Below are 22,506 nucleotides of genomic sequence, written 5' to 3'. Positions count from 1 at the left end.
ATTTATATGAATATAAAAGATAATGACTTTAGATGTTTTACACTTCATTTTTATTTTAAAATTGAGGGCTCGGAACTATTCAATAATGAGGTTGGATATTCTACGATAACAGTAAGTGAAGCAACCAAGAAAATAGATGAGATAACAACAATAGCGGGCTATTTAGAAAAGGGTAATATGTTAAAAGTAGCTATAGCTAATCAGTGTGATGTATCAGTTGATAATATTACACTAATTAGTAGAGAAGAGTATCATGAGAATACAGATGATGGAGATATAGAGATTTAGAGTAAGGAGTAAATTGGTATGCAAGGTAAAAGAGATGTACTAAGTTATATGAACTCACACGGTAGAAAGCAATACACAAAATATCAATTAAGTGCAATTAGTACTGCAATTAAAATAGAGCCTTTAGATAGAGCAGAAGAAGGGTTAGTAATAAAGACTAGAAGTAAAAAAGGTAGAGAAATATTAAATCAAAGAATAGCAGATATTGCTAATAAAAAGTTGTATAAGGATAAAGTTACGGCACATGATGTTTGGGTATTTAAAAAATGTAATGCTGAGGAGTACCAAGATAGGACCGGTAAGTGTGCTTGGGGGTTTAAAGAAGTTCGTAAAAAACTAGGGTTTGATGAAGAGACTGGCTTAGAACTGGAAGGTGATTAAATGCTAATGTTTATTATAGCCTTTAATCTTGGATTTCTATTTTGTGCATGGTGGGTTGGAGGAAGAGGTGATACTTAAATGATAGAACTTAAAAATATAGATTTAAGCAGCGTAACAAATGAAGAACAATCAGATAAGGTTATTGAAGAACTTAATGAACTTATGACAGCTATAAAAACGGGTACTGATGATGAAGTTGTAGAAGAAACTTTAGATACATTTCAGTCACTTTTAGGGTTAATACTCAAAAGAAGAAATATTACAGCTTATGAAGTTATGGAGAGTTATCCAAAGCATCTTGAAAAGTTAAAGTTTAGACCAAGATAATTCTTAAATTGTAGGAATTGTGCATTGGAAAGGAGTTAATAAAATGTCAGAGAAAAATATAAAAGTAGAATATGAAACAATAGGGGTTATGGAACAAAGAAATTTGATTGAAATGGCTCAAACACTAGGAAGAGCAATGAGTAGAGAAGATTATAATTCTGTAATGTTAGCTTATAAAAATGTTATAGATAGACTTGTAAATGAAGCAGAAAAGCAAGGGATAGACATTTAATCTATTTCACAATTCAAGAAAACTGAGAAGGGGGAAGTGAAAATGAAGAAATTTAAATGTACAGTTACAAGAGTAGATGAGTATGAAATCGAAATTGATGAAAATGTTATAGATCAAAAATGGCTTGAAGATTTCAGAAAACATATGTATAAGTTCTCTAATTACGAAGAACATGCAGAGCACTTAGCTCAACTAAGAGCAAGATTTGGTGAAAGTTTTTATGAAGGATATGGAAATATAAATATAGATGGATGTAAGCCATGTTTTTTAAATGAAGAACAAGATCAATACGAAAAAGCTATAAATATAAATGTCATAGATGAAGATAACGAATGTGATGTCGAAATAGAAAAATTATAGTTCACAATTCAATGAAATTGACAAGAAAAGGAGGGAAGTCATGGATGCAAAAACAGATGATAGTGTAAAAGTGAATATTAAGTATGATGGATCCATAGCAATTGCTACTGGGAAAAGTAAAAAAGAAACTCACTGGAAGAATAAAACCATGCTTTGGTCGGAATTAATAGACAAGCTTACAAATACGACTAGGACTCCAGAAACATATACAGAGTATAAGAAGATGCCTAAAACTGATAGGGATAGAATTAAGGATGTTGGAGGATTTGTTGGTGGAAGTCTTAAAAGTGGTAGACGTAAAGCAGAGAACGTAGCAAATAGAACTTTACTTACATTAGACTTAGATTATGTAATAGGAGATGTGTGGTCCAGTATAGAGCTTTTATATGACTTCTCAATTGCTATGTATTCCACACATACACACGCACATGATAACCAAAGATTAAGATTAGTAATACCGTTAAGTAGACCAGTGCTTCCGGATGAATATCAAGCAATATCTCGAATGATAGCAAATGATTTAGGAATAGATCAATTCGATGATACTACTTATGAACCTAGTAGATTAATGTATTGGCCATCAACTAGTAATGATGGAGATTATATATTCAAGGTTCAGGATTTAGCCTGGTTAAACCCAGAAGATGTTCTTAGTAGATACTTAGATTGGACAGATGTTAGTTACTGGCCAGAGAGTAGTAGAGCAAGGGCTAAGGTAACAAGTGCTATTAAAAAGCAAGAGGACCCACTAGAAAAGAAGGGTATTATAGGAGCCTTTTGTAGGACTTATAGTATCACAGAAGCAATAGCAGAGTTTTTAAATGATGTATATGTACCTGGTGCAGATGAAACTAGGTACACATATGCAGAAGGAAGTACAACAGGCGGGGTTGTAGTATATGATGATAAATTTACATTCTCACATCATGGTACTGATCCTACGAGTGGAGTTTTATGTAATGCATTTGATTTAGTTAGGATTAACAAATTTGGTGAACTTGATGATAACGCAAAAGAAGATACTCCAATAAATAGATTACCTTCTTTTACTAAAATGAGTGAGTTTGCTGCAAGTGATAAAAAAGTAAGAGTTCAACTAGGAAGAGATAATATAGAGCAAGCATCAGAGGATTTTGAAATTGTTGAGGATAATGATGCCTGGTTAGGACAACTAACATACAGTAAGCAGGGTGTTTTGGAAAATGCACCTAATAATTTTGTTTTAATTTTATCTAATGATGAAAATTTAAAAGGTAGTATGGCACTCAATGAGTTTTCAAATAGAGTTTGTGTACTTAATAAATTGCCTTGGCGCAAAGTTGGTGATTTAAGTGAATGGAAGGATAGTGATGATAGCTCCTTAAGGATTTATATGTCTAAAGTGTGGAATATTTCGTCAAAGCAGAACTGTGATGATGCATTTAGGGAAGTTACTACGAGAAATTCATATCACCCAGTAAGGGATTATCTCTATACTTTAAACTGGGATGGTGTAAAGAGGATAGATACATTGCTTATAGATTATATGGGAGCTAAAGACTGTGAATATCTACGATTAGTCGCAAGGAAGTGGCTATGTGGAGCAGTAGCTAGAATATTAGTACCTGGTATAAAATTTGACTATATGTTAGTACTAACTGGAGACCAAGGTCTTAAAAAGAGTACATTTTTTAAGATTCTTGCGAAGGATTGGTTTACGGATTCAATCCAAGATGTAGAAGGCAATCAAGCTATAGAGAAATTAATGAATTCGTGGATTATTGAATTTGGAGAGTTACAAGCTTTTAGTAAGTCAGAGTCTAATGCTATTAAAAGGTTTATAACTTCTCAAGAAGATAGGACAAGGCTTGCCTATGATAAAAGAAGTTCTTATTTAAAGAGACAATGTGTGTTTGCGGGTACAACAAATAAAAGTGATTTCCTAAAAGATGATACCGGCGATAGAAGATATTGGCCTGTGGTAGTAAGAAAAGAAGGAAGACTTAAAAGTGTAGATGTAGATTTACCAAAGGAGTTAGACCAGATATGGGCTGAGGCACTAGTTCTATGGAAAGACAAAAAGGAAACTTTATTCTTAACAGAAGAACAAGAGAAACTAGCAAAAGTAGAGCAAGAAGCACATAGAGAGATAAGCGAAAAAGAAGGACTTATACTAGAGTATCTAGATAAGCTTATACCTGAGGATTGGGAAAATAGAGATATGTACAGAAGAAAAGAGTTCTATGCAGGTGGTGATTTTAAAGAAGGTGTTATTAAAAGAGATAAAGTATGTGCCCTAGAGGTATGGTGTGAGTGCTTTGATAAAAATAAGGCTGATATGAGAAAAACTGATTCTATTGAAATCAACAGTATACTTAATAAGCTTAAAGGGTGGAGTAAATCAGAAAAAACAGCAAGAATAAAAGAATATGGCAAGCAAAGATTTTACGAAAGGCTTATGTAAATGGAACAAAGGAACAAAGTGGAACAAACTTTATATGTACTTTGTTCCACTTGAAAAGTTAGTTATAACAAGGGTTTAAAGGGTGTGTGGAACGAGTGGAACAAACTATTATAGTATTAGTAGTATTTATATGATTAGGGGTATTATAAATATTTATATATACCTATATATGCCTAACACGCGTATTTATACTTATAGGGAAAAGTTTGTTCCATTGTTCCAGTAGTCTTAAAAATAGATGCAAACTCTGTGATATCAACGCTTGAAGTTGGAACAAGAGATTGTTCCATACTGTTCTATCCTTAAAATTAAAATAATAAGGTGGGTTTTTAAAAATGAGAAACAAGAATATAAAAATTTATAAGAATGATGAATATGCATTAGGTAAAGAATGTTTTGATTGCAAAACTAAAGATTCGGTATTCTATAATAAAAGATTTGATATATTCACATGCTCAATTTGTTTACGTAAGCTTGAAGAAGAATTTGAAAATCGTAGGTGATAAAGTGCAAGAGAGTAAAATAGAAAGATATCTTAAAAAACAAATTGAATTGTTAGGTGGTCAAGCTTTAAAGTTCGTTAGTCCTGGAATGTCGGGAGTGCCAGATAGGATTGTACTATTACCGCAAGGAAAAATAATATTTGTAGAACTTAAAGCACCAGGTAAAAAGTTAAGAGCATTACAAGAATATAGAGCTAAAGAATTAAGAGCTTTAGGGTTCAGAGTTGAGATTATAGATACAATAGAAAAAGTAGATATGTTTGTAAAGGGGGTAATTCTATGAGTAAAAAATATTGTGAAATGGAAGTGTTGATTAAGGCTATAGTTTGTATACCAATGGAAGCAGATGAATGTACAGATTATGCTGTAGAATGTGTCGAAATGAGTGACGATATAGTAGATATAGCTGAAAATATTGAACGAAATGATAAAGAGTTTTATATAGATGTAAATAGAAAAACAGTTAAAGAATTAGAGTTGTAATTCTTAATTCGATAATAGAAAGAAGGTGATTATATGAAATTTAAACCTCACCCTTATCAAGAATATGCAATTAATCATGTTATAGATCATGATGCTTCAGCATTGCTTCTAGATATGGGTATGGGCTAGTGAGGTAAAACAGTGTCAACACTTACAGCAATTGATAATCTAATATTCCTTAGTGAGGTTTTAAAGGTTCTAGTAATAGCACCTTTAAGGGTAGCAGAAGATACATGGAGCACTGAAGTTGATAAATGGGATCACTTAAAACACTTAAGAATATCTAAGGTTTTAGGAACTCCAAAGCAAAGGTCAAAAGCCATTGAAGAAGATGCTGATATTTATGTTACTAACAGAGAAAATGTAGAATGGTTGGTTAAACAATATTGGAGTAGCTGGAAATGGGATATGTGTGTTATAGATGAGTTGAGTTCTTTTAAAAGTTCTAAGTCAATTAGATTTAGGGAACTTAAAAAAGTAAGGCCATATTTTAAAAGAATAGTAGGACTTACTGGTACACCAGCACCTAATAGCTTAATAGATCTATGGCCACAAATATATTTATTGGATGGTGGCAGAAGATTAGGTAAAACAATTACTAGCTATAGACAACAGTATTTTACACCAGGTCAAATGAGTGGACATGTAGTTTATAATTATAGACTTAAAGATGGTGCAGAAGATACAATCCATAATAAGATAAATGATATTTGTATATCCATGATGGCCAAAGATTATTTAGATATACCTGAAAGAATAGATAATATAATAAATATCAATCTATCTCAAGTTACTAAGAAAAAATATAAGCAATTTGAAAAGGACTTAATTATAGAGCTTGATGAAAATGATATTACTGCAGCCAATGCAGCAGTGCTTACAAATAAATTATTGCAAATAGCTAATGGTGCAATTTATTCAGAGACTAAAGAAGTTATAGAAGTACATGATGAAAAACTTAAAGCATTGTTAGAAATCATTGAAGCAGCCAATGGAAAACCTGTATTAATATTTTATAGTTTTAAACATGATTATGATAGAATAGTAAAATTCTTAGAATCAAAGAATTATAAACCTAGGAAACTAAATGGTAGTGATGATATTAAGTCTTGGAATGAAGGCAAGACTAATATATTACTTCTACATCCAGCAAGTGCAGGACATGGTTTAAACCTTCAGTATGGTGGTAATGTAATAGTGTGGTTTGGATTAACTTGGAGCTTAGAGTTATACCAACAGGCTAATGCAAGACTACACAGACAAGGTCAAAAGGAAACAGTTATCATACACCATCTTATAAGTAAAGGTACTGTTGATGAAGATGTTATGAAATCATTAGGTAATAAAGAAATAAATCAAAATGTATTACTGGAAGCAGTTAAAGCCAGATTAAAAGAAGTTAAAAATGAGGTGATATAGTGAAAGAGAGATATAACGTAGATGAAGCAATAAAAAAAGCTACTAAAGAGGCTATAAGGGAATATGATAAGGAGAAGAAGCAGGAGCAGAAAAGGAATGTATTTCATAACACTAAGTTATTGTTAAAACATTATAATGATTTAAAAACGCATGTAAATAATGCCATAGATGATGTTAACAGCCTTGAATGTGACTTAGGAGAATTTGGAGACATTACAGATAGAGATGAATTATACATTTCTAGTATTAGAAGAAGTAAGAGTAAAACCTTAATAATGATAGCACATATAGAAATGGCTATGGAGCAGTTGAGAAAGAAACAATATAGATTATGTTCTAGTGAAAAATACAAAGCGTTAGAAAAATACTATTTCTATGAAAAAACTTATGAACAAATAGCGGAAGAACTTAACTGTGGTGTAATTACAGTTAGAAGGTGGGTTAATGAAATGATTAATGAACTAAGTATATTATTATTTGGAATAGATGGGTTAAAATTGGATATGATATAAAAATGATAGAAAGATGATATTTTAATAATAATTTAAACGTGAGATAATGATATTATGGAAAAATTAGATTCCCCCCTAAACCCCAATATAAAAAGGCACTTGTAGAGATATAGGTGTCTTTTTTTAGAAGGATTTTTTATATTTATATAGAAATGTAAAATAAGAGGTGATGAGATGAAGAAGCGTACATATAAGCATGAAAATAAGCACATACATAAGTATAAACGTCGTATATGTGAACAGTTTAATATTTCAAAAGAAAAGGTAATTATTACAGATTATGAAAGTTTAATTTATGAGTTAGAGAAAAATTATAAAAGGTTAATATCTTCAAAAAATAGGCTATTAGTTGAAATGGCAAAGGTAGATGATGAAATTATACATAGTAAACCATTTAACATTGAAGGTATATTTATACCGGGGTTTACATTGATAATTACAATAATGTTAGCGTTTGCAAATGATTTTAGGATACCATTTGAAGTAGCATATGATATACTACTTAAGATTGCTTCGGGGTTAATGGTAGTTTCAATCTTTATTAAATTAGTAGCGCAGGAAAAGTTAATGTATTCCAATGGCTACAGTAATATGTGTTTAAGGGTATTAAAGAAGATTGAAAATGAGATTGAAAATGAGATTGAAGTGAAAAATATTTTAATGCAAGCGCCTGGACATGAGGTTAAGCTTGATGAGATACATAAAGAATTGAAGGATATTAAAAAATTTATAGGAATAAAATAGTAAAAGAACTCTAAAAATGGAGTTCTTTTTATGTTATACACAACATATTGTGTATAATGTGGACAAGTAACACTATATATAGAAAGCGAGGTGGCATTATGGCCAAGTTAACATCAAAACAGAAAATATTTTGTGATGAGTATTTAATCGACTTAAATGCCACACAAGCAGCAATTAGAGCAGGGTATAAAACAAAATATCCTGATAAAATAGGTTCTGAATTACTAGGTAAAACTAGAGTTAAAGAGTATATTCAAAAGCGAATGAAAGATAGAGAACAAAGAACCGAAATAACACAAGATTTTGTTCTAAATGAACTTTATGCAATAGCAGCAGCTAAAGGTCCAGATTACATGAAAATTGTAGAAAAGCCAGTGTTAGTGAACGGAATACCAGTAGTAGATAATGATGGCAATTCTAGAATGTATAAAGACGTTGAACTAGAATTAACTAATAATCTTACAGAGAATAGCAAGAAAGCAATAGCGGGTATAAAGTATGGTACTAATGGCATAGAGGTAAAATTAAATGATAAGGTTAAAGCCTTAGAGCTACTTGGTAAGCATTTAGGAATGTTTAAGGATAAAGTTGAACACAGTGGAGCTATAGCTAACGAAATTAACATAACAATAGATGGTGAAGACTATGGGGATTAATATAAGTATTGATTCAAAAGTATTTAATTCAATATACATTAAGCATCAATTAAAGAATAATAATAGGTATCAGATTTACTTTGGAGGAAGCTCCAGTGGTAAGTCTTTTTCTTTGGCCCAAAGAACTGTATTAGATGTATTAAGCGGTAATAGAAATTATCTTATTGTTAGGAATGTGCAAAGTACTATCAAGAGGTCATGCCTTAATGAAATAACAAAAGCAATAAGTAATCTTAGGATGAGTGAGTACTTTGAAGTTAATAAAACAGATATGATAATAACTTGTAAGCTAAATAAAAAGCAAATATTATTTTGTGGACTTGATGATGTTGAAAAGATTAAGTCAATAACTCCCATAGATGGCGTAATAACTGATATATGGGTTGAAGAAGCCACAGAAACAGATTATAAAGCAGTGAAACAACTAGATAAGAGACTTAGGGGAAGAAGTAAAGTAACAAAGAGATTAACTCTAAGCTTCAATCCTATATTAAAGGATCATTGGCTATACTCTTCTTATTTTGATATATGGGAAGATGATAAGAAGTATGTAGAGAAGAATAATGTAAGTATACTTAAAACTACATATAAGGATAATAAGTTTCTAACTAAAGATGATATAGCAGCATTAGAGAATGAAACTGACAAGTATTACTATGAAGTTTATACATTAGGTAACTGGGGTGTGCTTGGAGCGGTTATATTTAGAAATTGGAAAGTGCAAGACTTCACTGATATTGAAGGTGCATTTGATAAATATAGGCATGGTGTCGATTGGGGATTTGCTGATGATCCATTTGCGTATATAAAATCACATTTAGATAAAACACGTAAAAAGCTTTATATTTGTGATGAAATTGAAGCAGTAGGATTACTTAATGATGAATCAGCACCTAAGGTAAAAGAAAAAGCTGGTGAGAGTAGAGTTACATGTGATAGTGCTGAACCTAAGTCCATAGCTGAATATAAAAAACTAAGAGTAAATGCAAAGGCAGCTAAAAAGGGACCAGGTAGTATCGAGTATGGTATTAAGTTCCTACAAGGATTAGAAATAATAATACATCCTAGGTGTCAAAACTTTAAGACAGAGATTAGTAAATATAAATATAAAGAAGATAAGAATGGGAATGTTTTACCTATACCAGTGGATAAGGACAATCACTTGATTGATGCACTTAGGTATAGTTTAGAAGATGATATGACAAATTCTAAAATTGGGGTAGGTAGTAAATCAAAACTTGGAATAAGGTAGGAGGGTTAGAATGGCAATTTATAAAGATAGAGAACTGCTTAATGAAGATGGGAGTATACCAATAGAACTGTTAATTAAATGTATTGATAATCATAAAGCTATGATTGAAAGGTATGATCATCTAAATAACTATTATGATGGAGAACATAAGATTTTAAATAGAAGATTTGATAACCCTAATATACCTAACAATAAGTTAGTATGTAATCATGCAGAATATATAACTGATATAGCTGTTGGTTATGTATTTGGAGCTCCAGTATCTTATGCGGGTGAGGGTTCAGATGAACTCAATGAGATATTTACTGAAATAGATGAAGATAGTCACAATAACGAACTTGCTATAGACATATCTATTATGGGGGTAGGATATGAACTACTATACATGAATGATGATGAATTACCCTATTCAGAGTTAGCGGTATCTAGTCCTTTAAATACTTTTTTAGTATCAGATACTACAGTAAAACATAAGCCAATGTTTGCAGTAACATATATTGAGAAGTTAGATATTAATGATACAAGTAAAGGCTATGATGTGAATGTATATACTGATAATGAGGTTATACATTATTTTTTTAGTGATTTAGGAACTAAAACTCCAGAAGAAAAAGACAGAGATGTACATTATTTTGGAGATGTACCTATAGTTGAATATCAAAATAATAAAAAACTTAGAGGAGATTTTGAAGGTGTAATAAGTTTAATAGATGCTTATAACAAGCTTCAATCGGATAGAGTAAACGATAAAGAGCAGTTAGTTGATGCATTCTTAGTAATTGTTGGACAATCGCTAGGGGATACTAAGGATGAAGTAAATGAAACAGTTAAATACCTTAGGGAAAATAAAATAATAGAGCTTGATGAAAATGGGGATGCCAAGTGGTTAGTTAAACAATTAGACGAAGAGCAAACAGAAGTATTAAAAAGAGCTATTAAAGAAGATATACATGAATTTAGTAAAGTACCTTGCCTTACAGATGAAAATTTTGTAGGTAATTCTTCAGGAATAGCTATGAAGTATAAGCTTCTAGGGTTTGAAGGGCTCGGAAAGACCAAGGAGAGATACTTCAAGAAGGGTTTAAGACAACGGTTAAGGTTAATGTCTAATATATCAAATATAAAAGCTAAGGTCGTTAATTCGGGTGATATAGATATTACTATGAAGAGAACTCTTCCAGTGGATGAGGAATTAATGGCAAAGATAGCACAAGAAACAGATGGATTTATATCATGGGAAACTAGAGTTAAAAGGTTTGATGGTGAAATAGATATTGAAGAGGAAAAGAAAAGACTAGATAAAGAAAAAGAAAAGAATCTTGAGGATCAGCAGAAAGCATTTGGGTCATATGACTTTAAGTTTGGACAACAAAACAATAGCAAATATAATAAATCTACTGAAGAAGATGGTGAGGTAGATGAAGAGGAAGAAGAGTAATTCCTATTGGAGTGATAGAGCTAATGAGAGAATGGAGTCTTATCATAAGAATAGTGATAAAACTGTTTATAGGATAAATAATGCTCATGATAAAGCTATAGAAGATATTAATAGTGATATTAAAAAGATATTCTTTAAGTTTCAATTTGATAGTGGGTTAAGTATAAAAGAAACTAAGGAAATACTTAATAGTAAAATACCTAAAAAGGAACTTGAAAGCATTAGAAGTAAAATTAATGGTATTGAGGATGTAGAGTTAAAAAGAACTTTGATGGCTCAAATAAATGCTAATGCGTATAAAGCACGGATTACAAGATTAGAGGCACTTAAAGAAAGCATTAGGATAAATACTGCAAAGGTAGCTACTGTGCAGTTAAAACAAGGGGAATTGAGCTATATTAATAATATTAATGATGCTTACTATAAGAACATCTACGACATACAGAAAGGTACAGGACTTGGATTTGACTTTTCACCTATGCCTATAGATAGAATAGAAGAAGTACTGAAGAATAATTGGAGCGGAAAAAACTATTCAGAAAGAGTATGGGGTAATACAGAGGTATTAGCCAAAAAGCTAGAGGAAGCTATAACATCAGGACTAATGAATGGTAAGAGCTCCAAAAGAATGGCTTTAGAATTAGCTGAATTAAGTCAATATGGCAAGATGGCCAGTGAAAGGCTTATAAGAACAGAAACAACTTATATTACTAATGATGCAGAATTAGAAAGTTATAAGGAATGTGACATTGAGAAATATGTATTTGTAGCTACACTAGATTTAAGAACTTCAACAAACTGTAGGGAAATGGATGGAGAGTGTGTTGATGTAAGCAAAGGTGTCGCAGGTGAAAACTTACCACCATTACATCCATGGTGCAGAAGTACAACTATAGCCTATATGGGTGATGAATGGTATAACAACTTAAAAAGAAGAGCAAGAGATCCAGAGACCGGTAAATCTTACACAGTACCAGGTAATATGAAATATGATGAATGGTATAAGCAGAATGTAGTAGGTAAGTATGGAGAGCAGCAAGCTGAAACATTCCAGAATATGATTAAGAATAAAGCTTCTGATAGAATTCAATATAAAAAATATAAAGAAATACTTGGGAAAGATGTCCCTAAGTCGTTTACAGATTTTAGAGAATTGAAGTATAATAATATTGAAGAGTGGAAACTTACTAAGGACTATGTAAAATCTAGATCAAATAATATGATATCGGTTCTTACTCCATATAGCCAGTATAAAGAATATAAAAATATTATTGATGCTGATATTGTGGGATTAACTACTTCAAATGGAATTAAAATAACAGAACAAAGTAAGCACTTTATAGAAAGAGTATTTGGAACATCGAAAGACCCAGATACCAGGAGACCTAGAAGTGGAGTTGAAATTAATGATATTAAAGATGCTATCCTGAATGGTGTGGTTAGAATAAGGAAAACTGATTCTGACAGTATAAAGCTTGTAACAGATAGATGTATGGTTTCAATAAATCCTAATACGGGAGTTTTAATTCAGACTAATCCATAAAGATGGGAGGGAAGTTATTATGAAATTTAAATTAAACAAAAGTTTATATGATTTATTAATCAATGTACCGGAAGTTAATCAATATATAATTAAGAGGATTAAAACAGACGATTATATTGAATTTAGTATAGATACTAAAAATTTTAGAGAAGTACAATTATTAATCAATGATGAAATAGTGTTGCATGGAATGAATAACCAAGATACTGTTAATGATTTAGGCGTGAAGTTGTATAAACTATATGATGAGATTTTATATCAGAAGAATAATCAATAGAAGGCACTTACTTAGATAAAGAGTAGGTGCTTTTATTATTCCTATTTTTGTTATATTATTATACTCATAAGGGATATAGGGGGATAAAATTATGATAGTAGACAAGAAAAGATTTAAAGACCTTAAGAAGGAATCAGGAGGAATATTGAAACTTGGATGTTCAACAGTAGCCCAAATATTAGATGCACCAGATCTAAAAAAAATTGATACATGCAATACAGAAATATATCCTAATGGATTATACTTGAGTTTCATATGGAGTTATAAATTATATTTTCCAATGACAGATTTTAAAAAGGTAACATATGACGATAATATTATTAAAATCCATCTTATAAGTGATGAAATGATAAGAATTAAGATAGATAAAGAAAAGGATTTAATTAAATTTGATACAGTATTAAGGCGTTACTTAGGATTTTCAGTAGAGAATTTGAATATAGATAAACTAAATAAATCTAAAATTGAGATAATAAGAGAAAAAAACAAAAATGAAAAGGAAGAAAGGAAAGTTGAAATGGAAAGGCTAAGGAAGGCAGGAAGGACAGTACCACCTTCTAAACAAGTTTCTCATAAAACGAATTATGATAGCAATGAGGCACGTTGCCCTAAATGTGGAAGTACATCAATTACAGCTAATAAAAAAGGATTTAGTTTAGCAAAAGGTGCCTTAGGTGTAGCAACTGTGGGAGCATATGGAGTTTTAGCAGCAGGCCATGGAAAGAATAAGGTTCTAGTAACTTGTTTAAAATGTGGGCATCAATGGAAACCGGGTAAATAAAATATAAAAGTTATTAAGCACTTACTTATGTAGGTGCTTTTATTATACTTAAAATTAAGTCTTAGGAAACTAAGGCTTTTTATTATGCCCTTAGCAAGGCTTTAAAAGGCTAGAATAAAATATTTGAACGATATGGGGCAATAGCAATGTATCGGGCGGGAGGTAATTATGAATACGAAACTATTAATAAACTTAGGACTATGTAGGTATCGACCTATGTTAGCACCAGATACTGGAACTAATGGGGGAACTGCTACAACTGGAGAAACTGGAACCAACAATACTAATACAGAGGGCGATACTGAAGGTAAGGAAGGACAAGAAGGTGGGGATAAGAGCTTTGATGATGTATTAAAGGATAAGAGGTATCAATCCGAATTTGATAAAAGATTATCCAAAGCTCAAGAAACAGCAAAGGCAAAATGGGAAGCTGAGTATAATAGTAAGCTAGAAACGGCGAAGACAGAAGCCGAGAAGTTGGCAAAGATGAATGCTGATGAAAAGGCAAAGTATGCAGAAGAAAAGAGAGTAGAAGAACTTACTAAGAGGGAAAAAGATATTACTACTAGAGAACTAAAAGCACAGGCTTATGAAACTCTAGCAGAAAAAGGTATGCCTAAAGAGCTAGTGGATATTCTTAATTATGAAAATGCTGACATGTGCAATAAAAGCATTGAAGCAGTAGAGAAAGCTTTTCAATCTGCAGTAGAGAAAGCTGTAAATGATAAGTTAAGAGGAAAAGGAGATCCAAAGGTAGGAGGTCAAAAAGGTACTACACCAGTAACAATGACAGGTGCGTTAGAAGAATATTATAAATAAAAAATGAAAGGATGATGTAAAATGCCAATAACATTAGCACAAGCAAAAGTAGGAATGGCCAACAAAGTTGACCAAACAGTAGTAGACGAGTTTAGAAGGGGGTCAATATTATTAGATAAGATTATATTTGATGATACTGTATCACCAGGAACCGGAGGAAGTACACTAACATATGGCTATACACAATTAAAGTCTCCAGCAACAGCAGCATTTAGAGATATTAACTCCGAATATACTCCACAAGTTGCTGATAGACAACCGAAGTCTGTTGATTTAAAAATAATGGGTGGAACTTTTGACATTGATAGAGTAATTGCAGATACTGCAGGTGCAGTAAATGAAGTTAATTTCCAATTACAAGAGAAGATCAATGCAACTATTAATACTTTCCACAATCAAGTTATTAACGGTGATAAGGCAGTAAAGGGGTTTGATGGATTAGATAAGATGTTAGTAGCTTCTGTTACGGAACTCGGAACAACAGCAGTAATAGATTTAAGCACAGGAGCTGCAACTGAAACTAATGGAAAGGACTTCTTAGATGCTTTAGATGCAATGCTAGCTGAATTAGATGGAATTCCAGATATGATAATGGCAAATACTAAGGCTATATTAAAGATTAAATCTATAGCTAGAAGATTAGGTTACTTAGATAAAACTGTAGATGGCTTTGGAAGAAGCGTAGATTCTTATAATGGAATTCCATTAGTAGATATGAAATACTTCTATAATGGTTCTCAAACGCTTCCTGTAGTTCCAATAGTAAATAGAACAGTGGGAACAGCTCAAACAGGGCTAACTGATATTTATGCAGCAAGATTTGCATTAGATGGATTGCATGCAGCTTCTCCGTTGGGTGGTAAGGTTATAAAGACTTGGTTACCTGATTTTAAAACAGCAGGAGCAGTTAAAAAAGGTGAAGTGGAAATGATAGCAGCGACAGTTCTTAAAAAGACTAGAGCAGCAGGTGTGTTAAGAAATATTAAGGTCCAATAATAAGGGGGGATTTATCAATGGAAGATAATGTAAAATACGAAATAAAGTTTACTGATGAAGAGAATAAGTATACCGGTGAATATGGTCCTTGTGTATTCTTGAGTGGAAAAACTGAGACAAGCAACCCTTGGTTTGCAGCTTGGTTTGAAGGCAATGGATTTAAAGTTAATAAAATAATAGTAGAAGCGACAGTTTCAGAATACTCTACTAAGAAGGTCGATGAGCTAAAAGCTATTTGTAGTGAAAAAGGTATTGAGTTCGGATCTAAAGCTACTAAGGATGAGTTAATTAAATTATTAGAGGGTGTGGAGTAATCCATGCCCTTTAAAAGGTAGGCGGTTAAATTGACACTATTAGAAAAGTTTAAAATTAAAATCGGAATGAAGAAAGATGATATATCAAAAGATGATGAATTAAACTTACATTTAGAAAGTGCTGAAAATGATATACTGGATTATTGTAATAGAAAAGCTTTATTAACTAGAATGGAAGGGTTAAAGCTTGAACTTGCAGTTATAAACTATAATAGACAAGGTTCCGAGGGTGAAGCTTCTAGGAGTGAAGGTGGTATATCTGTAACTTATGAAATACCACCGAATGTACAATCTAAGTTAAAAGTATATAGAAAGCTTAAAGCGGTAGGTATAGCTAATGAGAATTAAGAATAAGAAGCTTTATTATATTAAAAAGAAAGTAATCATAAGGGATAATGAGGGTGGTAAGTATCCAGGATATTCAACGTCTATAGAAATAAAGGCTAATATATCTCCAGCAAGTGGAAAGTTGCAGGCTGAAATATATGGAGAAAGACTTAATTATATTTTAAATATGCTTTACGATGGACAGATGGAATTAATAGAGGGTGATGGAGTTTGTGTTTATGTATCTAAAGATAGTGAACCGGACTATAAAATTATATCTATTAAAAGATACTCACATAGGGTAATAGAGCTGGAGAAGATAGTATGAATAGCGGAAATATAAAAGGTATGGATAAGCTACTAAAGAAACTAGATAGCTTGAATATTAATAGTAAGCAAGAGCTTAAGAAATCTATGGAAAAAAATATAAAGATGGTTCAAGGGGAAGCAAAATTATTATGTCCAGTAGATAATGGTGATTTGAGAAATAGCATTACAACTGATGTGAAAGAAGTAAATAGTGGCATAGTTGCAACAGTAACAACTAATTATGAAATAGCGCCATATGTTGAGTTTGGGACTGGTAAAAAAGGAGAAACTACCTCAGTAACAGATAAATATCCTGGACAATTAAGCTATAAGCAAGATAAATGGAAGGTTAATATTCCAGATGTAGGAGTTAGGTGGATTGAAGGGCAACCAGCTCAACCTTACTTGTATCCAGCATTAAAGAATAATGAAGAACTTGTGAAAAAGAATATAGCAAGTGACTTAGAAAAGAAAATAAGGGAGGTGGCAGGTAGATGATTAATGTTAAGGACCAAGTATATGCAGCAATTAAAGATATATCTTCTAATGTAAGTGATAGCTATCCAGCAGATTGGGCAACATTCCCCGCTATTCAATATACAGAAGAGGATAATAAAGTCGCTGAATGGGTAGATGGGGAAGAATCAAAGTCATATCTAAGATATAGAGTTGATATATGGCATAACAAAAGCACTTCATTTACGACATTAGAAGTGGATAAGAAATTATCAAAGTTAGGACTACAACGTACATTTTGTCAAGATGTTTCAGACACTAGTGGATTAAAACATAAAGTTATGAGGTATGAAGGTGTTATAGATACTGAGACTGAGTTTGTATATAAAGAATAATTTTAAATTAGAAAGGATGATGTTAAATGTTAGCAAATGGAATTACATTAAGTTATAAATCCACAGGGAGTACTTTTATAAAGCTAGTGGGGTTAAAAGAAGTGCCTGAGATGGGTAATGATCCAGAGAAGGTAGAAAATACAACGTTAGAGGATACAACTAAACAATATGAGTTCGGTATTGGAGATTATGGAGATTTGGCTTATAAGTTTAAGTATAAGAATGATAGTGCTACTAGCCCATATAGAATTCTAAGAAAGTTTGCAGATGATAAGACTGTAGTAGACTTCGAACAAGCTTATCCAGATGGAACAAAGTTTGTATTTAGAGCACAATGTAGTGTGAAACTTGGTGGTGGCGGAGTTAATGGGGCTATTGATTTTACACTATCACTAGCTTTACAATCAGACATTGCAGTAACAGATCCAACCGCGCAAGCTTAATCCATAGGACGTACTTAAGTGTATGTCCTTTATTAATTTAAATAGATAAGGAGAGATTTATATGATGTATAAAGTTTTAACAGTAGGAGAAAAAGAGTATAAATTAAAGCTAACAACTAGTTCAACTATTTTGATAGAAGAAAAGTTAGGTGGCAATATACTTGATGAAATACTAGGTATGGGGAATGCTACTTCAAACTCTGTTGATGGCAAAGGTAAAGTCAATATGAAAAAAATAAGTAAAATGCCGATACCTTCTTTGAAATACCAGGTATCAATACTATGGGGGGCACTTCAAAAATACCATCATGGAATGACTTTTGACAAGACCTGTGATTTAGTGGATGAGTATATTGAGAGTGGTAAAACACAACTTAATTTATTTGAAGAAGTGATGGATTTACTTAATAAAAGTGGAATATTAGGTACTCCAGAAGAGAAAGGAGAAAATTTAAAGTAGGGGAAGATAGCGAAAATGCTACTTCCCCATTTTTAAATAAAGCACCAGAAACATATACAGAATTTATTGAAGAATATTTGCTTGATGATGCGTTAGATTGCGGAATAAGCGTAAGTGATTTTTATGATATGACAATTAAAGAAATAACCAAAGTAAGAGATTCTTTTCTGAGAAAAAGGGAAATAAGAAGAAAAGATACAGCAGATATGGTTTATAGACTCTCTACATTAATTACTAATGGTACAGCATGCATAATAAGTAAGGATAATCAACCGATTCAATTCTTAGATATATTTGCTGATATATTTGAGGAAGAAAGTAAGGATAATGAAGAAAACAAAATAAATGCACAGATAGAAATAAATAAGCAGCATATGAAAGAGTTTGCACAAAGAATAAATTCACAGAAGTACCAGATTGGGGGTGAGAATAAGTGACACTAGAAGAATTGCAAGTAGTTATTAGTGCTAATACTAAACAGTTTAATAATCAAGTAGCACAAGTGCAAACTAAAGTGGATAGTATGGCAAGTAGGGTTAATACTAGTGTAGATGGCATGAGTGGTACATTTGACAAACTCGGTAAAATGTTGGCTGGTGTTTTTGCAATTGCAACGATAGCTAAATTTACTAAGTCATGTTTGGATTTAGGATCAAATCTTACAGAAGTACAAAATGTTGTTGATGTTACTTTTGGATCTATGAGTGCTAAGGTAGATGAATTTGCTAAAAATGCTATTAATACCGCAGGACTATCTGAAACTATGGCTAAAAAGTATATGGGTAACTTTGGAGCTATGTCTAAGTCTATGGGGTTTGCAGTGGGTCAAGCTGAAGAGATGTCAGAAACACTTACTAATTTATCAGGAGATGTAGCATCATTTTATAACATTAAACAGGATGAAGCTTATACAAAATTAAAAAGTGTATTTACTGGTGAGACAGAAGCACTTAAAGAGTTAGGTGTTGTAATGACACAAGAGAATCTTGATGCATATGCTTTAGCCAATGGTTTTGGTAAAACTACAGAGGCTATGAATCAGCAGGAGAAGGTATCTTTAAGACTTGCATATGTAACACAAACACTAAGTGCCGCTAATGGAGACTTTGCTAGGACCAGCGGTGGATGGGCTAACCAAGTAAGATTATTGAGCCTACAATTTCAATCGCTTAAAGCTAGCATAGGTCAAGGATTAATAGCAGTATTGACTCCAGTAATTAATGTTATCAATACTATTATGGGGAAGTTAGTAGCAATGGCCAATACATTTAATTCGGTACTTAGTTCATTAGGATTTAGTATAAGTGGTAGTGGTTCTGATGGGGGAGGCGGAATGGCTTTTGCGGGAGTTGGTGGAGAAATAGAGGATGCTGCTGGAGCCATGAATAACCTAGGGGGTGCAACTGATGGTGTTGGTGAAAAAGCTGATAAGGCAAAGAAAAAGCTTGGAGCTTTAGTAGGCTTTGATGAAATAAACACCTTAAAATCTAGTGATGATGACTCAGCAGGAGGAGGAGCAGGTTCAGGCGGAGTTGGGGGAATTGGTACAATAAGTAGTCCAGTTATAGATACAAGTCAAACAGAAAAATCTCTTATTGAATTAAATAATAAAGTTCAAGGAATATTATCTGAATTATTAAGTCCGCTTAAAACAGCATGGGATAATTATGGAGAATGGTTTCTTTCAAAATGGGATTATTTCAAAAATTCATTTGGGTATAGTTGTGACTCTTTAAAAGTTTTTCTATTATCTGTATGGGATAATGGTGGTAAGGCCTTTGTACAACGCTTAGGAGAAGTAGGAATTGCAATTGGCGGGGTAGCTCTTCAAATAGGTGGAGATATACTTGTAGCATTAGGCAACTTTTGGAATTATCTTAATCCAGATAATAATCCATATACAAGAAAGTTTATAGATTCCATGAATAGCTTAGCGATATCAGCAAGGGACTTTATTGTAAGTGCTGGCAATTGGTTCGGTAAGTTCTTAGATTTAGGAGGACAGGCATTTATTAATGTTATAGGTGACATAGTTATGTTGGTTGGAACTATATTAGCAGAGATAATAAGGGATGCAATTAAGTTTGTTACAGATTTCATGAATAGTTGGGCCGGTAGCACAATTATAGGAGCAGTAGCATTAACTTTAAATATTGTAGCTGGAGCAATTAAAGCAGTAGCCATAGTTATAGAAAAATGTCATAAGGTTTTAGAAGTTTTTTTGGTACTATGGGCGGCATGGAAATTTACTAGAATAGTAACTGGCATAGGAGATACGACTACTAAATTAGGCGGACTAGCGTATAAGCTATATGGGTTAGGAATAAATATAGGTGATAATATAGTTCAGTTTAGTAAATGGACTAAAACTTTATTAACTACTTGTATAGGAGCTATAAAGAATCTAGGTAGTACAATAGCAACCAATGCTATTGCTCAAATAATTACACTTAGTAGTAAAATAAGAACAAGTACAAATGAATTTATAGCGTGGGGTAAAAATATAATATTACATCCTATCAAATCAATGGGAGCTTTAAAAGATTCAATTGTTAAAGGAGCTTTAGCATTAAAAGAACAAAGTGTAGAATTAATTAAAAGTACTACAAAGTGGGCTATAGATACAGCCAGTAAAATTACGAATACAATAGCAACAAAAGCTCATACTTTAGCTACTGGGGGAGCAACAGTAGCACAAATGGCTTTAAATCTAGCTATGGATGCGTGTCCAATCATTTTACTGATAAGTGGTATAGTCGCATTAGTAGTAGTAGTAAAGAATATAGGAGATAAATTTGGGTGGTGGACTAGCATATCCAATGCTTTAGGATCAGTTTTAGGGTGGATAGGTGATAAGGTTGGCTGGCTATGGGACAAAATCAAGGGATTCTTTGGGTGGAATGATAATGCTGCATGTGAGGAGACTATTGAAGGTATAGGAGATGCATCAGCAGCGGCAGGATTACAAGCAGAGAATGCAGCGCAAACTACAGATACTGCATTTGGAACTGCTACATCTAATGTAAACATTTATCTTGATAGTATTCATTTTAACGCTACAAGACTAGCTGAGGAAGTAGATTTAGCAACACAATCATCTACAGAAAAGTTTGGAATGTTATCTCAATCAGCACAAGAATATATGAATGCCATAGCAACACATAATACTGAGAAATTAGCTGAAATGAGCGTAAATCAGTCCATGTATAATGAAGAGGTCAAAATTATGTATGCTGATTTAACAGAGGCTGAGAAGAATGAATTTATGAAGCAGTATGGTATTATACAAGGTATTAACGATGATATGCTTAACTACGAGGGCTTAAAGTATGATGAAAGAGTTGCTAGGCATAGTGCTTATTTATCTACAATAGAAAAAGATGATAGTATATCTTATCAAGAGAAAAAATCAAAAATTGATAAGGCTAATGCTGATTTTAAAGCATCTATTGATGACGAAGTTAAGAAATATGAAGAGAGTATTGGGGCTAAACAAAGATCTCTTGATGAATTATTAAGAACTCATGGGAATACTACTAACCAAGGTAGGGTTTATGAGCAGGAGTTAAGGGATGCAATAGATGATGATAGATCACATATAGAGAATATAACTAAGACATCTTATGATAACCAAGTTACTACAGTAGAAGGTGCTACAGATGCAATGGCGAGAGCTAATAAGGAAAGTACTGATGCACAAGGACAAGCGTATAAAGATGTTGCGAGTACATCTAATGAAGCTCTAAAGGAAGTTAATAAAAATCTAAATGAAACTAGAAAGAATATAGAAGACTTTATAAATAATACAAGTAATATGACAGATAAATTTAAGAAAAGTTTTAAAGGTGTATCTGAGGATATAACTGATGAAATAGATAAAATTTATAAAAAGGCAAAGAATACTATAGAAAATATTGAAAGGCTATTTAATAATTTCGATGCGACATTAAAAGTTAAACTTCCTCATTTTTATATGACTGGTGAATTTAATGCAGAAACCAAGGAAGTACCTAAGGTTGGAGTTAATTACTTTGCAAAAGGTGGAGTTGTGGACAGAGCAACTTTAGGTGTATTTGGGGAAGCTGGTAAAGAGGCTATCGTACCACTTGAAAATAATACAGAGTGGATGGATAAAATGCAAAGCATAATAGCTAATGGGTTTTTATCAGCAATGCAATTTACAAGTCAATTAACCAGTGGTAATAGTAGTAATAATTCTAAAAGTGGAGATATTATTCTTCAGATAGATGGCACGACATTAGCTAGAATTATTAATCCATATGCAGCTAAGGAAAAACAAAGACTAGGTAATAACATGATAATTAAAACTATATAAAAGGGGTGGTTA

The 22,506-nt window shown here is 32.4% G+C and carries 30 protein-coding genes; all 30 read left to right on the top strand.

The features are described 5' to 3' along the window. Nucleotides 1–6: 6 nt before the first annotated feature. Nucleotides 7–288 carry a hypothetical protein gene (locus tag RSA29_RS04540; RefSeq protein ID WP_346942825.1) on the top strand — a complete coding sequence of 94 codons (282 nt, stop codon included), beginning with the start codon at nucleotides 7–9 and terminating at the stop codon, nucleotides 286–288. Between the two features lie 18 nt (nucleotides 289–306). Then, on the top strand, nucleotides 307–669 hold the full coding sequence (locus tag RSA29_RS04535; RefSeq protein WP_346942826.1) for a hypothetical protein: 363 nt from the start codon (nucleotides 307–309) through the stop codon (nucleotides 667–669). A gap of 78 nt (nucleotides 670–747) precedes the next feature. Further along, entirely contained in the window at nucleotides 748–996 is a 249-nt protein-coding gene (locus RSA29_RS04530; protein WP_346944376.1) for a hypothetical protein, read from the top strand. 43 nt (nucleotides 997–1,039) lie between these two features. Continuing rightward, the gene (locus RSA29_RS04525; RefSeq protein ID WP_346942828.1) at nucleotides 1,040–1,228 is read left to right on the top strand and encodes a hypothetical protein; all 189 of its coding nucleotides are present in this window, start codon (nucleotides 1,040–1,042) and stop codon (nucleotides 1,226–1,228) included. 42 nt (nucleotides 1,229–1,270) lie between these two features. Continuing rightward, on the top strand, nucleotides 1,271–1,588 hold the full coding sequence (locus tag RSA29_RS04520; RefSeq protein ID WP_346942829.1) for a hypothetical protein: 318 nt from the start codon (nucleotides 1,271–1,273) through the stop codon (nucleotides 1,586–1,588). A gap of 40 nt (nucleotides 1,589–1,628) precedes the next feature. Continuing rightward, nucleotides 1,629–4,031 (top strand): virulence-associated E family protein, encoded by a 2,403-nt coding sequence (locus RSA29_RS04515; RefSeq protein WP_346944375.1) that lies wholly within the window; start codon nucleotides 1,629–1,631, stop codon nucleotides 4,029–4,031. 335 nt (nucleotides 4,032–4,366) lie between these two features. Beyond that, nucleotides 4,367–4,534, top strand: coding sequence for a hypothetical protein (locus tag RSA29_RS04510; protein ID WP_346942831.1), 168 nt, complete (start codon nucleotides 4,367–4,369; stop codon nucleotides 4,532–4,534). A gap of 4 nt (nucleotides 4,535–4,538) precedes the next feature. Beyond that, on the top strand, nucleotides 4,539–4,817 hold the full coding sequence (locus RSA29_RS04505) for a VRR-NUC domain-containing protein (protein ID WP_346942832.1): 279 nt from the start codon (nucleotides 4,539–4,541) through the stop codon (nucleotides 4,815–4,817). After that, entirely contained in the window at nucleotides 4,814–5,017 is a 204-nt protein-coding gene (locus RSA29_RS04500) for a hypothetical protein (RefSeq protein WP_346942833.1), read from the top strand. The genes RSA29_RS04505 and RSA29_RS04500 overlap by 4 nt, the downstream gene beginning before the upstream one ends. Nucleotides 5,018–5,050: 33 nt before the next feature. Next, the gene (locus RSA29_RS04495) at nucleotides 5,051–5,146 is read left to right on the top strand and encodes a helicase (protein WP_346942834.1); all 96 of its coding nucleotides are present in this window, start codon (nucleotides 5,051–5,053) and stop codon (nucleotides 5,144–5,146) included. Between the two features lie 12 nt (nucleotides 5,147–5,158). After that, nucleotides 5,159–6,436, top strand: coding sequence for a DEAD/DEAH box helicase (locus RSA29_RS04490; RefSeq protein WP_346944374.1), 1,278 nt, complete (start codon nucleotides 5,159–5,161; stop codon nucleotides 6,434–6,436). Continuing rightward, on the top strand, nucleotides 6,436–6,948 hold the full coding sequence (locus RSA29_RS04485) for a hypothetical protein (protein WP_346944373.1): 513 nt from the start codon (nucleotides 6,436–6,438) through the stop codon (nucleotides 6,946–6,948). The genes RSA29_RS04490 and RSA29_RS04485 overlap by 1 nt, the downstream gene beginning before the upstream one ends. Before the next feature lie 174 nt (nucleotides 6,949–7,122). Beyond that, a complete protein-coding gene (locus RSA29_RS04480) occupies nucleotides 7,123–7,692 on the top strand; it encodes a hypothetical protein (RefSeq protein WP_346944372.1) in 570 nt (189 codons plus the stop codon). Nucleotides 7,693–7,790: 98 nt separating this feature from the next. Beyond that, the gene (locus tag RSA29_RS04475; RefSeq protein WP_346944371.1) at nucleotides 7,791–8,348 is read left to right on the top strand and encodes a terminase small subunit; all 558 of its coding nucleotides are present in this window, start codon (nucleotides 7,791–7,793) and stop codon (nucleotides 8,346–8,348) included. Further along, entirely contained in the window at nucleotides 8,326–9,600 is a 1,275-nt protein-coding gene (locus RSA29_RS04470) for a PBSX family phage terminase large subunit (protein ID WP_346944370.1), read from the top strand. The genes RSA29_RS04475 and RSA29_RS04470 overlap by 23 nt, the downstream gene beginning before the upstream one ends. Before the next feature lie 10 nt (nucleotides 9,601–9,610). Further along, entirely contained in the window at nucleotides 9,611–11,038 is a 1,428-nt protein-coding gene (locus RSA29_RS04465; RefSeq protein WP_346944369.1) for a phage portal protein, read from the top strand. Continuing rightward, on the top strand, nucleotides 11,019–12,581 hold the full coding sequence (locus RSA29_RS04460) for a minor capsid protein (RefSeq protein WP_346944368.1): 1,563 nt from the start codon (nucleotides 11,019–11,021) through the stop codon (nucleotides 12,579–12,581). Before RSA29_RS04465 ends, RSA29_RS04460 begins: the two co-directional genes overlap by 20 nt. A 19-nt stretch (nucleotides 12,582–12,600) precedes the next feature. Then, on the top strand, nucleotides 12,601–12,858 hold the full coding sequence (locus RSA29_RS04455; RefSeq protein ID WP_346944367.1) for a hypothetical protein: 258 nt from the start codon (nucleotides 12,601–12,603) through the stop codon (nucleotides 12,856–12,858). A gap of 91 nt (nucleotides 12,859–12,949) precedes the next feature. Then, the gene (locus tag RSA29_RS04450) at nucleotides 12,950–13,639 is read left to right on the top strand and encodes a hypothetical protein (RefSeq protein WP_346944366.1); all 690 of its coding nucleotides are present in this window, start codon (nucleotides 12,950–12,952) and stop codon (nucleotides 13,637–13,639) included. Between the two features lie 168 nt (nucleotides 13,640–13,807). Continuing rightward, entirely contained in the window at nucleotides 13,808–14,458 is a 651-nt protein-coding gene (locus tag RSA29_RS04445; RefSeq protein ID WP_346944365.1) for a DUF4355 domain-containing protein, read from the top strand. A 21-nt stretch (nucleotides 14,459–14,479) separates the two neighbouring features. Further along, nucleotides 14,480–15,454, top strand: coding sequence for a major capsid protein (locus RSA29_RS04440; RefSeq protein WP_346944364.1), 975 nt, complete (start codon nucleotides 14,480–14,482; stop codon nucleotides 15,452–15,454). A 17-nt stretch (nucleotides 15,455–15,471) separates the two neighbouring features. After that, nucleotides 15,472–15,768, top strand: a complete 297-nt coding sequence (locus RSA29_RS04435; protein ID WP_346944363.1) for a hypothetical protein — start codon at nucleotides 15,472–15,474, stop codon at nucleotides 15,766–15,768. Nucleotides 15,769–15,798: 30 nt separating this feature from the next. Continuing rightward, nucleotides 15,799–16,116, top strand: a complete 318-nt coding sequence (locus tag RSA29_RS04430; RefSeq protein ID WP_346944362.1) for a phage head-tail connector protein — start codon at nucleotides 15,799–15,801, stop codon at nucleotides 16,114–16,116. Then, the gene (locus RSA29_RS04425) at nucleotides 16,106–16,423 is read left to right on the top strand and encodes a hypothetical protein (RefSeq protein ID WP_346944361.1); all 318 of its coding nucleotides are present in this window, start codon (nucleotides 16,106–16,108) and stop codon (nucleotides 16,421–16,423) included. The genes RSA29_RS04430 and RSA29_RS04425 overlap by 11 nt, the downstream gene beginning before the upstream one ends. After that, a complete protein-coding gene (locus RSA29_RS04420; protein ID WP_346944360.1) occupies nucleotides 16,420–16,902 on the top strand; it encodes an HK97-gp10 family putative phage morphogenesis protein in 483 nt (160 codons plus the stop codon). Before RSA29_RS04425 ends, RSA29_RS04420 begins: the two co-directional genes overlap by 4 nt. Further along, on the top strand, nucleotides 16,899–17,255 hold the full coding sequence (locus tag RSA29_RS04415; protein WP_346944359.1) for a hypothetical protein: 357 nt from the start codon (nucleotides 16,899–16,901) through the stop codon (nucleotides 17,253–17,255). Before RSA29_RS04420 ends, RSA29_RS04415 begins: the two co-directional genes overlap by 4 nt. 26 nt (nucleotides 17,256–17,281) lie before the next feature. Further along, nucleotides 17,282–17,698: a phage tail tube protein gene (locus RSA29_RS04410; RefSeq protein ID WP_346944358.1), complete on the top strand. Its 417-nt coding sequence runs from the start codon at nucleotides 17,282–17,284 to the stop codon at nucleotides 17,696–17,698. Nucleotides 17,699–17,759: 61 nt separating this feature from the next. Then, complete coding sequence (locus RSA29_RS04405; RefSeq protein ID WP_346944357.1) at nucleotides 17,760–18,158, top strand: DUF6096 family protein; 399 nt, start codon at nucleotides 17,760–17,762, stop codon at nucleotides 18,156–18,158. A gap of 77 nt (nucleotides 18,159–18,235) precedes the next feature. Next, entirely contained in the window at nucleotides 18,236–18,595 is a 360-nt protein-coding gene (locus tag RSA29_RS04400; protein WP_346944356.1) for a hypothetical protein, read from the top strand. Next, nucleotides 18,592–22,494: a hypothetical protein gene (locus tag RSA29_RS04395; RefSeq protein ID WP_346944355.1), complete on the top strand. Its 3,903-nt coding sequence runs from the start codon at nucleotides 18,592–18,594 to the stop codon at nucleotides 22,492–22,494. The genes RSA29_RS04400 and RSA29_RS04395 overlap by 4 nt, the downstream gene beginning before the upstream one ends. The last annotated feature ends 12 nt before the right edge of the window (nucleotides 22,495–22,506 follow it).

The sequence above is a fragment of the Clostridium sp. genome (genome assembly GCF_036660475.1).
Lineage (GTDB): Bacteria > Bacillota > Clostridia > Clostridiales > Clostridiaceae > Clostridium_J.
Note: the sequence above shows the minus strand (reverse complement) of the source record. Positions and strands in the feature narration are given on the sequence as shown.

Excerpts from the sequence above, each read along its gene's own strand:
- RSA29_RS04540 (WP_346942825.1), top strand. The coding sequence starts at position 7 with ATGAATATAAAAGATAATGACTTTAGATGTTTTACACTTCATTTTTAT.
- RSA29_RS04535 (WP_346942826.1), top strand. The coding sequence starts at position 307 with ATGCAAGGTAAAAGAGATGTACTAAGTTATATGAACTCACACGGTAGA.
- RSA29_RS04530 (WP_346944376.1), top strand. The coding sequence starts at position 748 with ATGATAGAACTTAAAAATATAGATTTAAGCAGCGTAACAAATGAAGAA.
- RSA29_RS04525 (WP_346942828.1), top strand. The coding sequence starts at position 1,040 with ATGTCAGAGAAAAATATAAAAGTAGAATATGAAACAATAGGGGTTATG.
- RSA29_RS04520 (WP_346942829.1), top strand. The coding sequence starts at position 1,271 with ATGAAGAAATTTAAATGTACAGTTACAAGAGTAGATGAGTATGAAATC.
- RSA29_RS04515 (WP_346944375.1), top strand. The coding sequence starts at position 1,629 with ATGGATGCAAAAACAGATGATAGTGTAAAAGTGAATATTAAGTATGAT.
- RSA29_RS04510 (WP_346942831.1), top strand. The coding sequence starts at position 4,367 with ATGAGAAACAAGAATATAAAAATTTATAAGAATGATGAATATGCATTA.
- RSA29_RS04500 (WP_346942833.1), top strand. The coding sequence starts at position 4,814 with ATGAGTAAAAAATATTGTGAAATGGAAGTGTTGATTAAGGCTATAGTT.
- RSA29_RS04495 (WP_346942834.1), top strand. The coding sequence starts at position 5,051 with ATGAAATTTAAACCTCACCCTTATCAAGAATATGCAATTAATCATGTT.
- RSA29_RS04480 (WP_346944372.1), top strand. The coding sequence starts at position 7,123 with ATGAAGAAGCGTACATATAAGCATGAAAATAAGCACATACATAAGTAT.
- RSA29_RS04475 (WP_346944371.1), top strand. The coding sequence starts at position 7,791 with ATGGCCAAGTTAACATCAAAACAGAAAATATTTTGTGATGAGTATTTA.
- RSA29_RS04470 (WP_346944370.1), top strand. The coding sequence starts at position 8,326 with ATGGTGAAGACTATGGGGATTAATATAAGTATTGATTCAAAAGTATTT.
- RSA29_RS04465 (WP_346944369.1), top strand. The coding sequence starts at position 9,611 with ATGGCAATTTATAAAGATAGAGAACTGCTTAATGAAGATGGGAGTATA.
- RSA29_RS04460 (WP_346944368.1), top strand. The coding sequence starts at position 11,019 with ATGAAGAGGAAGAAGAGTAATTCCTATTGGAGTGATAGAGCTAATGAG.
- RSA29_RS04455 (WP_346944367.1), top strand. The coding sequence starts at position 12,601 with ATGAAATTTAAATTAAACAAAAGTTTATATGATTTATTAATCAATGTA.
- RSA29_RS04450 (WP_346944366.1), top strand. The coding sequence starts at position 12,950 with ATGATAGTAGACAAGAAAAGATTTAAAGACCTTAAGAAGGAATCAGGA.
- RSA29_RS04445 (WP_346944365.1), top strand. The coding sequence starts at position 13,808 with ATGAATACGAAACTATTAATAAACTTAGGACTATGTAGGTATCGACCT.
- RSA29_RS04440 (WP_346944364.1), top strand. The coding sequence starts at position 14,480 with ATGCCAATAACATTAGCACAAGCAAAAGTAGGAATGGCCAACAAAGTT.
- RSA29_RS04435 (WP_346944363.1), top strand. The coding sequence starts at position 15,472 with ATGGAAGATAATGTAAAATACGAAATAAAGTTTACTGATGAAGAGAAT.
- RSA29_RS04425 (WP_346944361.1), top strand. The coding sequence starts at position 16,106 with ATGAGAATTAAGAATAAGAAGCTTTATTATATTAAAAAGAAAGTAATC.
- RSA29_RS04420 (WP_346944360.1), top strand. The coding sequence starts at position 16,420 with ATGAATAGCGGAAATATAAAAGGTATGGATAAGCTACTAAAGAAACTA.
- RSA29_RS04415 (WP_346944359.1), top strand. The coding sequence starts at position 16,899 with ATGATTAATGTTAAGGACCAAGTATATGCAGCAATTAAAGATATATCT.
- RSA29_RS04410 (WP_346944358.1), top strand. The coding sequence starts at position 17,282 with ATGTTAGCAAATGGAATTACATTAAGTTATAAATCCACAGGGAGTACT.
- RSA29_RS04405 (WP_346944357.1), top strand. The coding sequence starts at position 17,760 with ATGATGTATAAAGTTTTAACAGTAGGAGAAAAAGAGTATAAATTAAAG.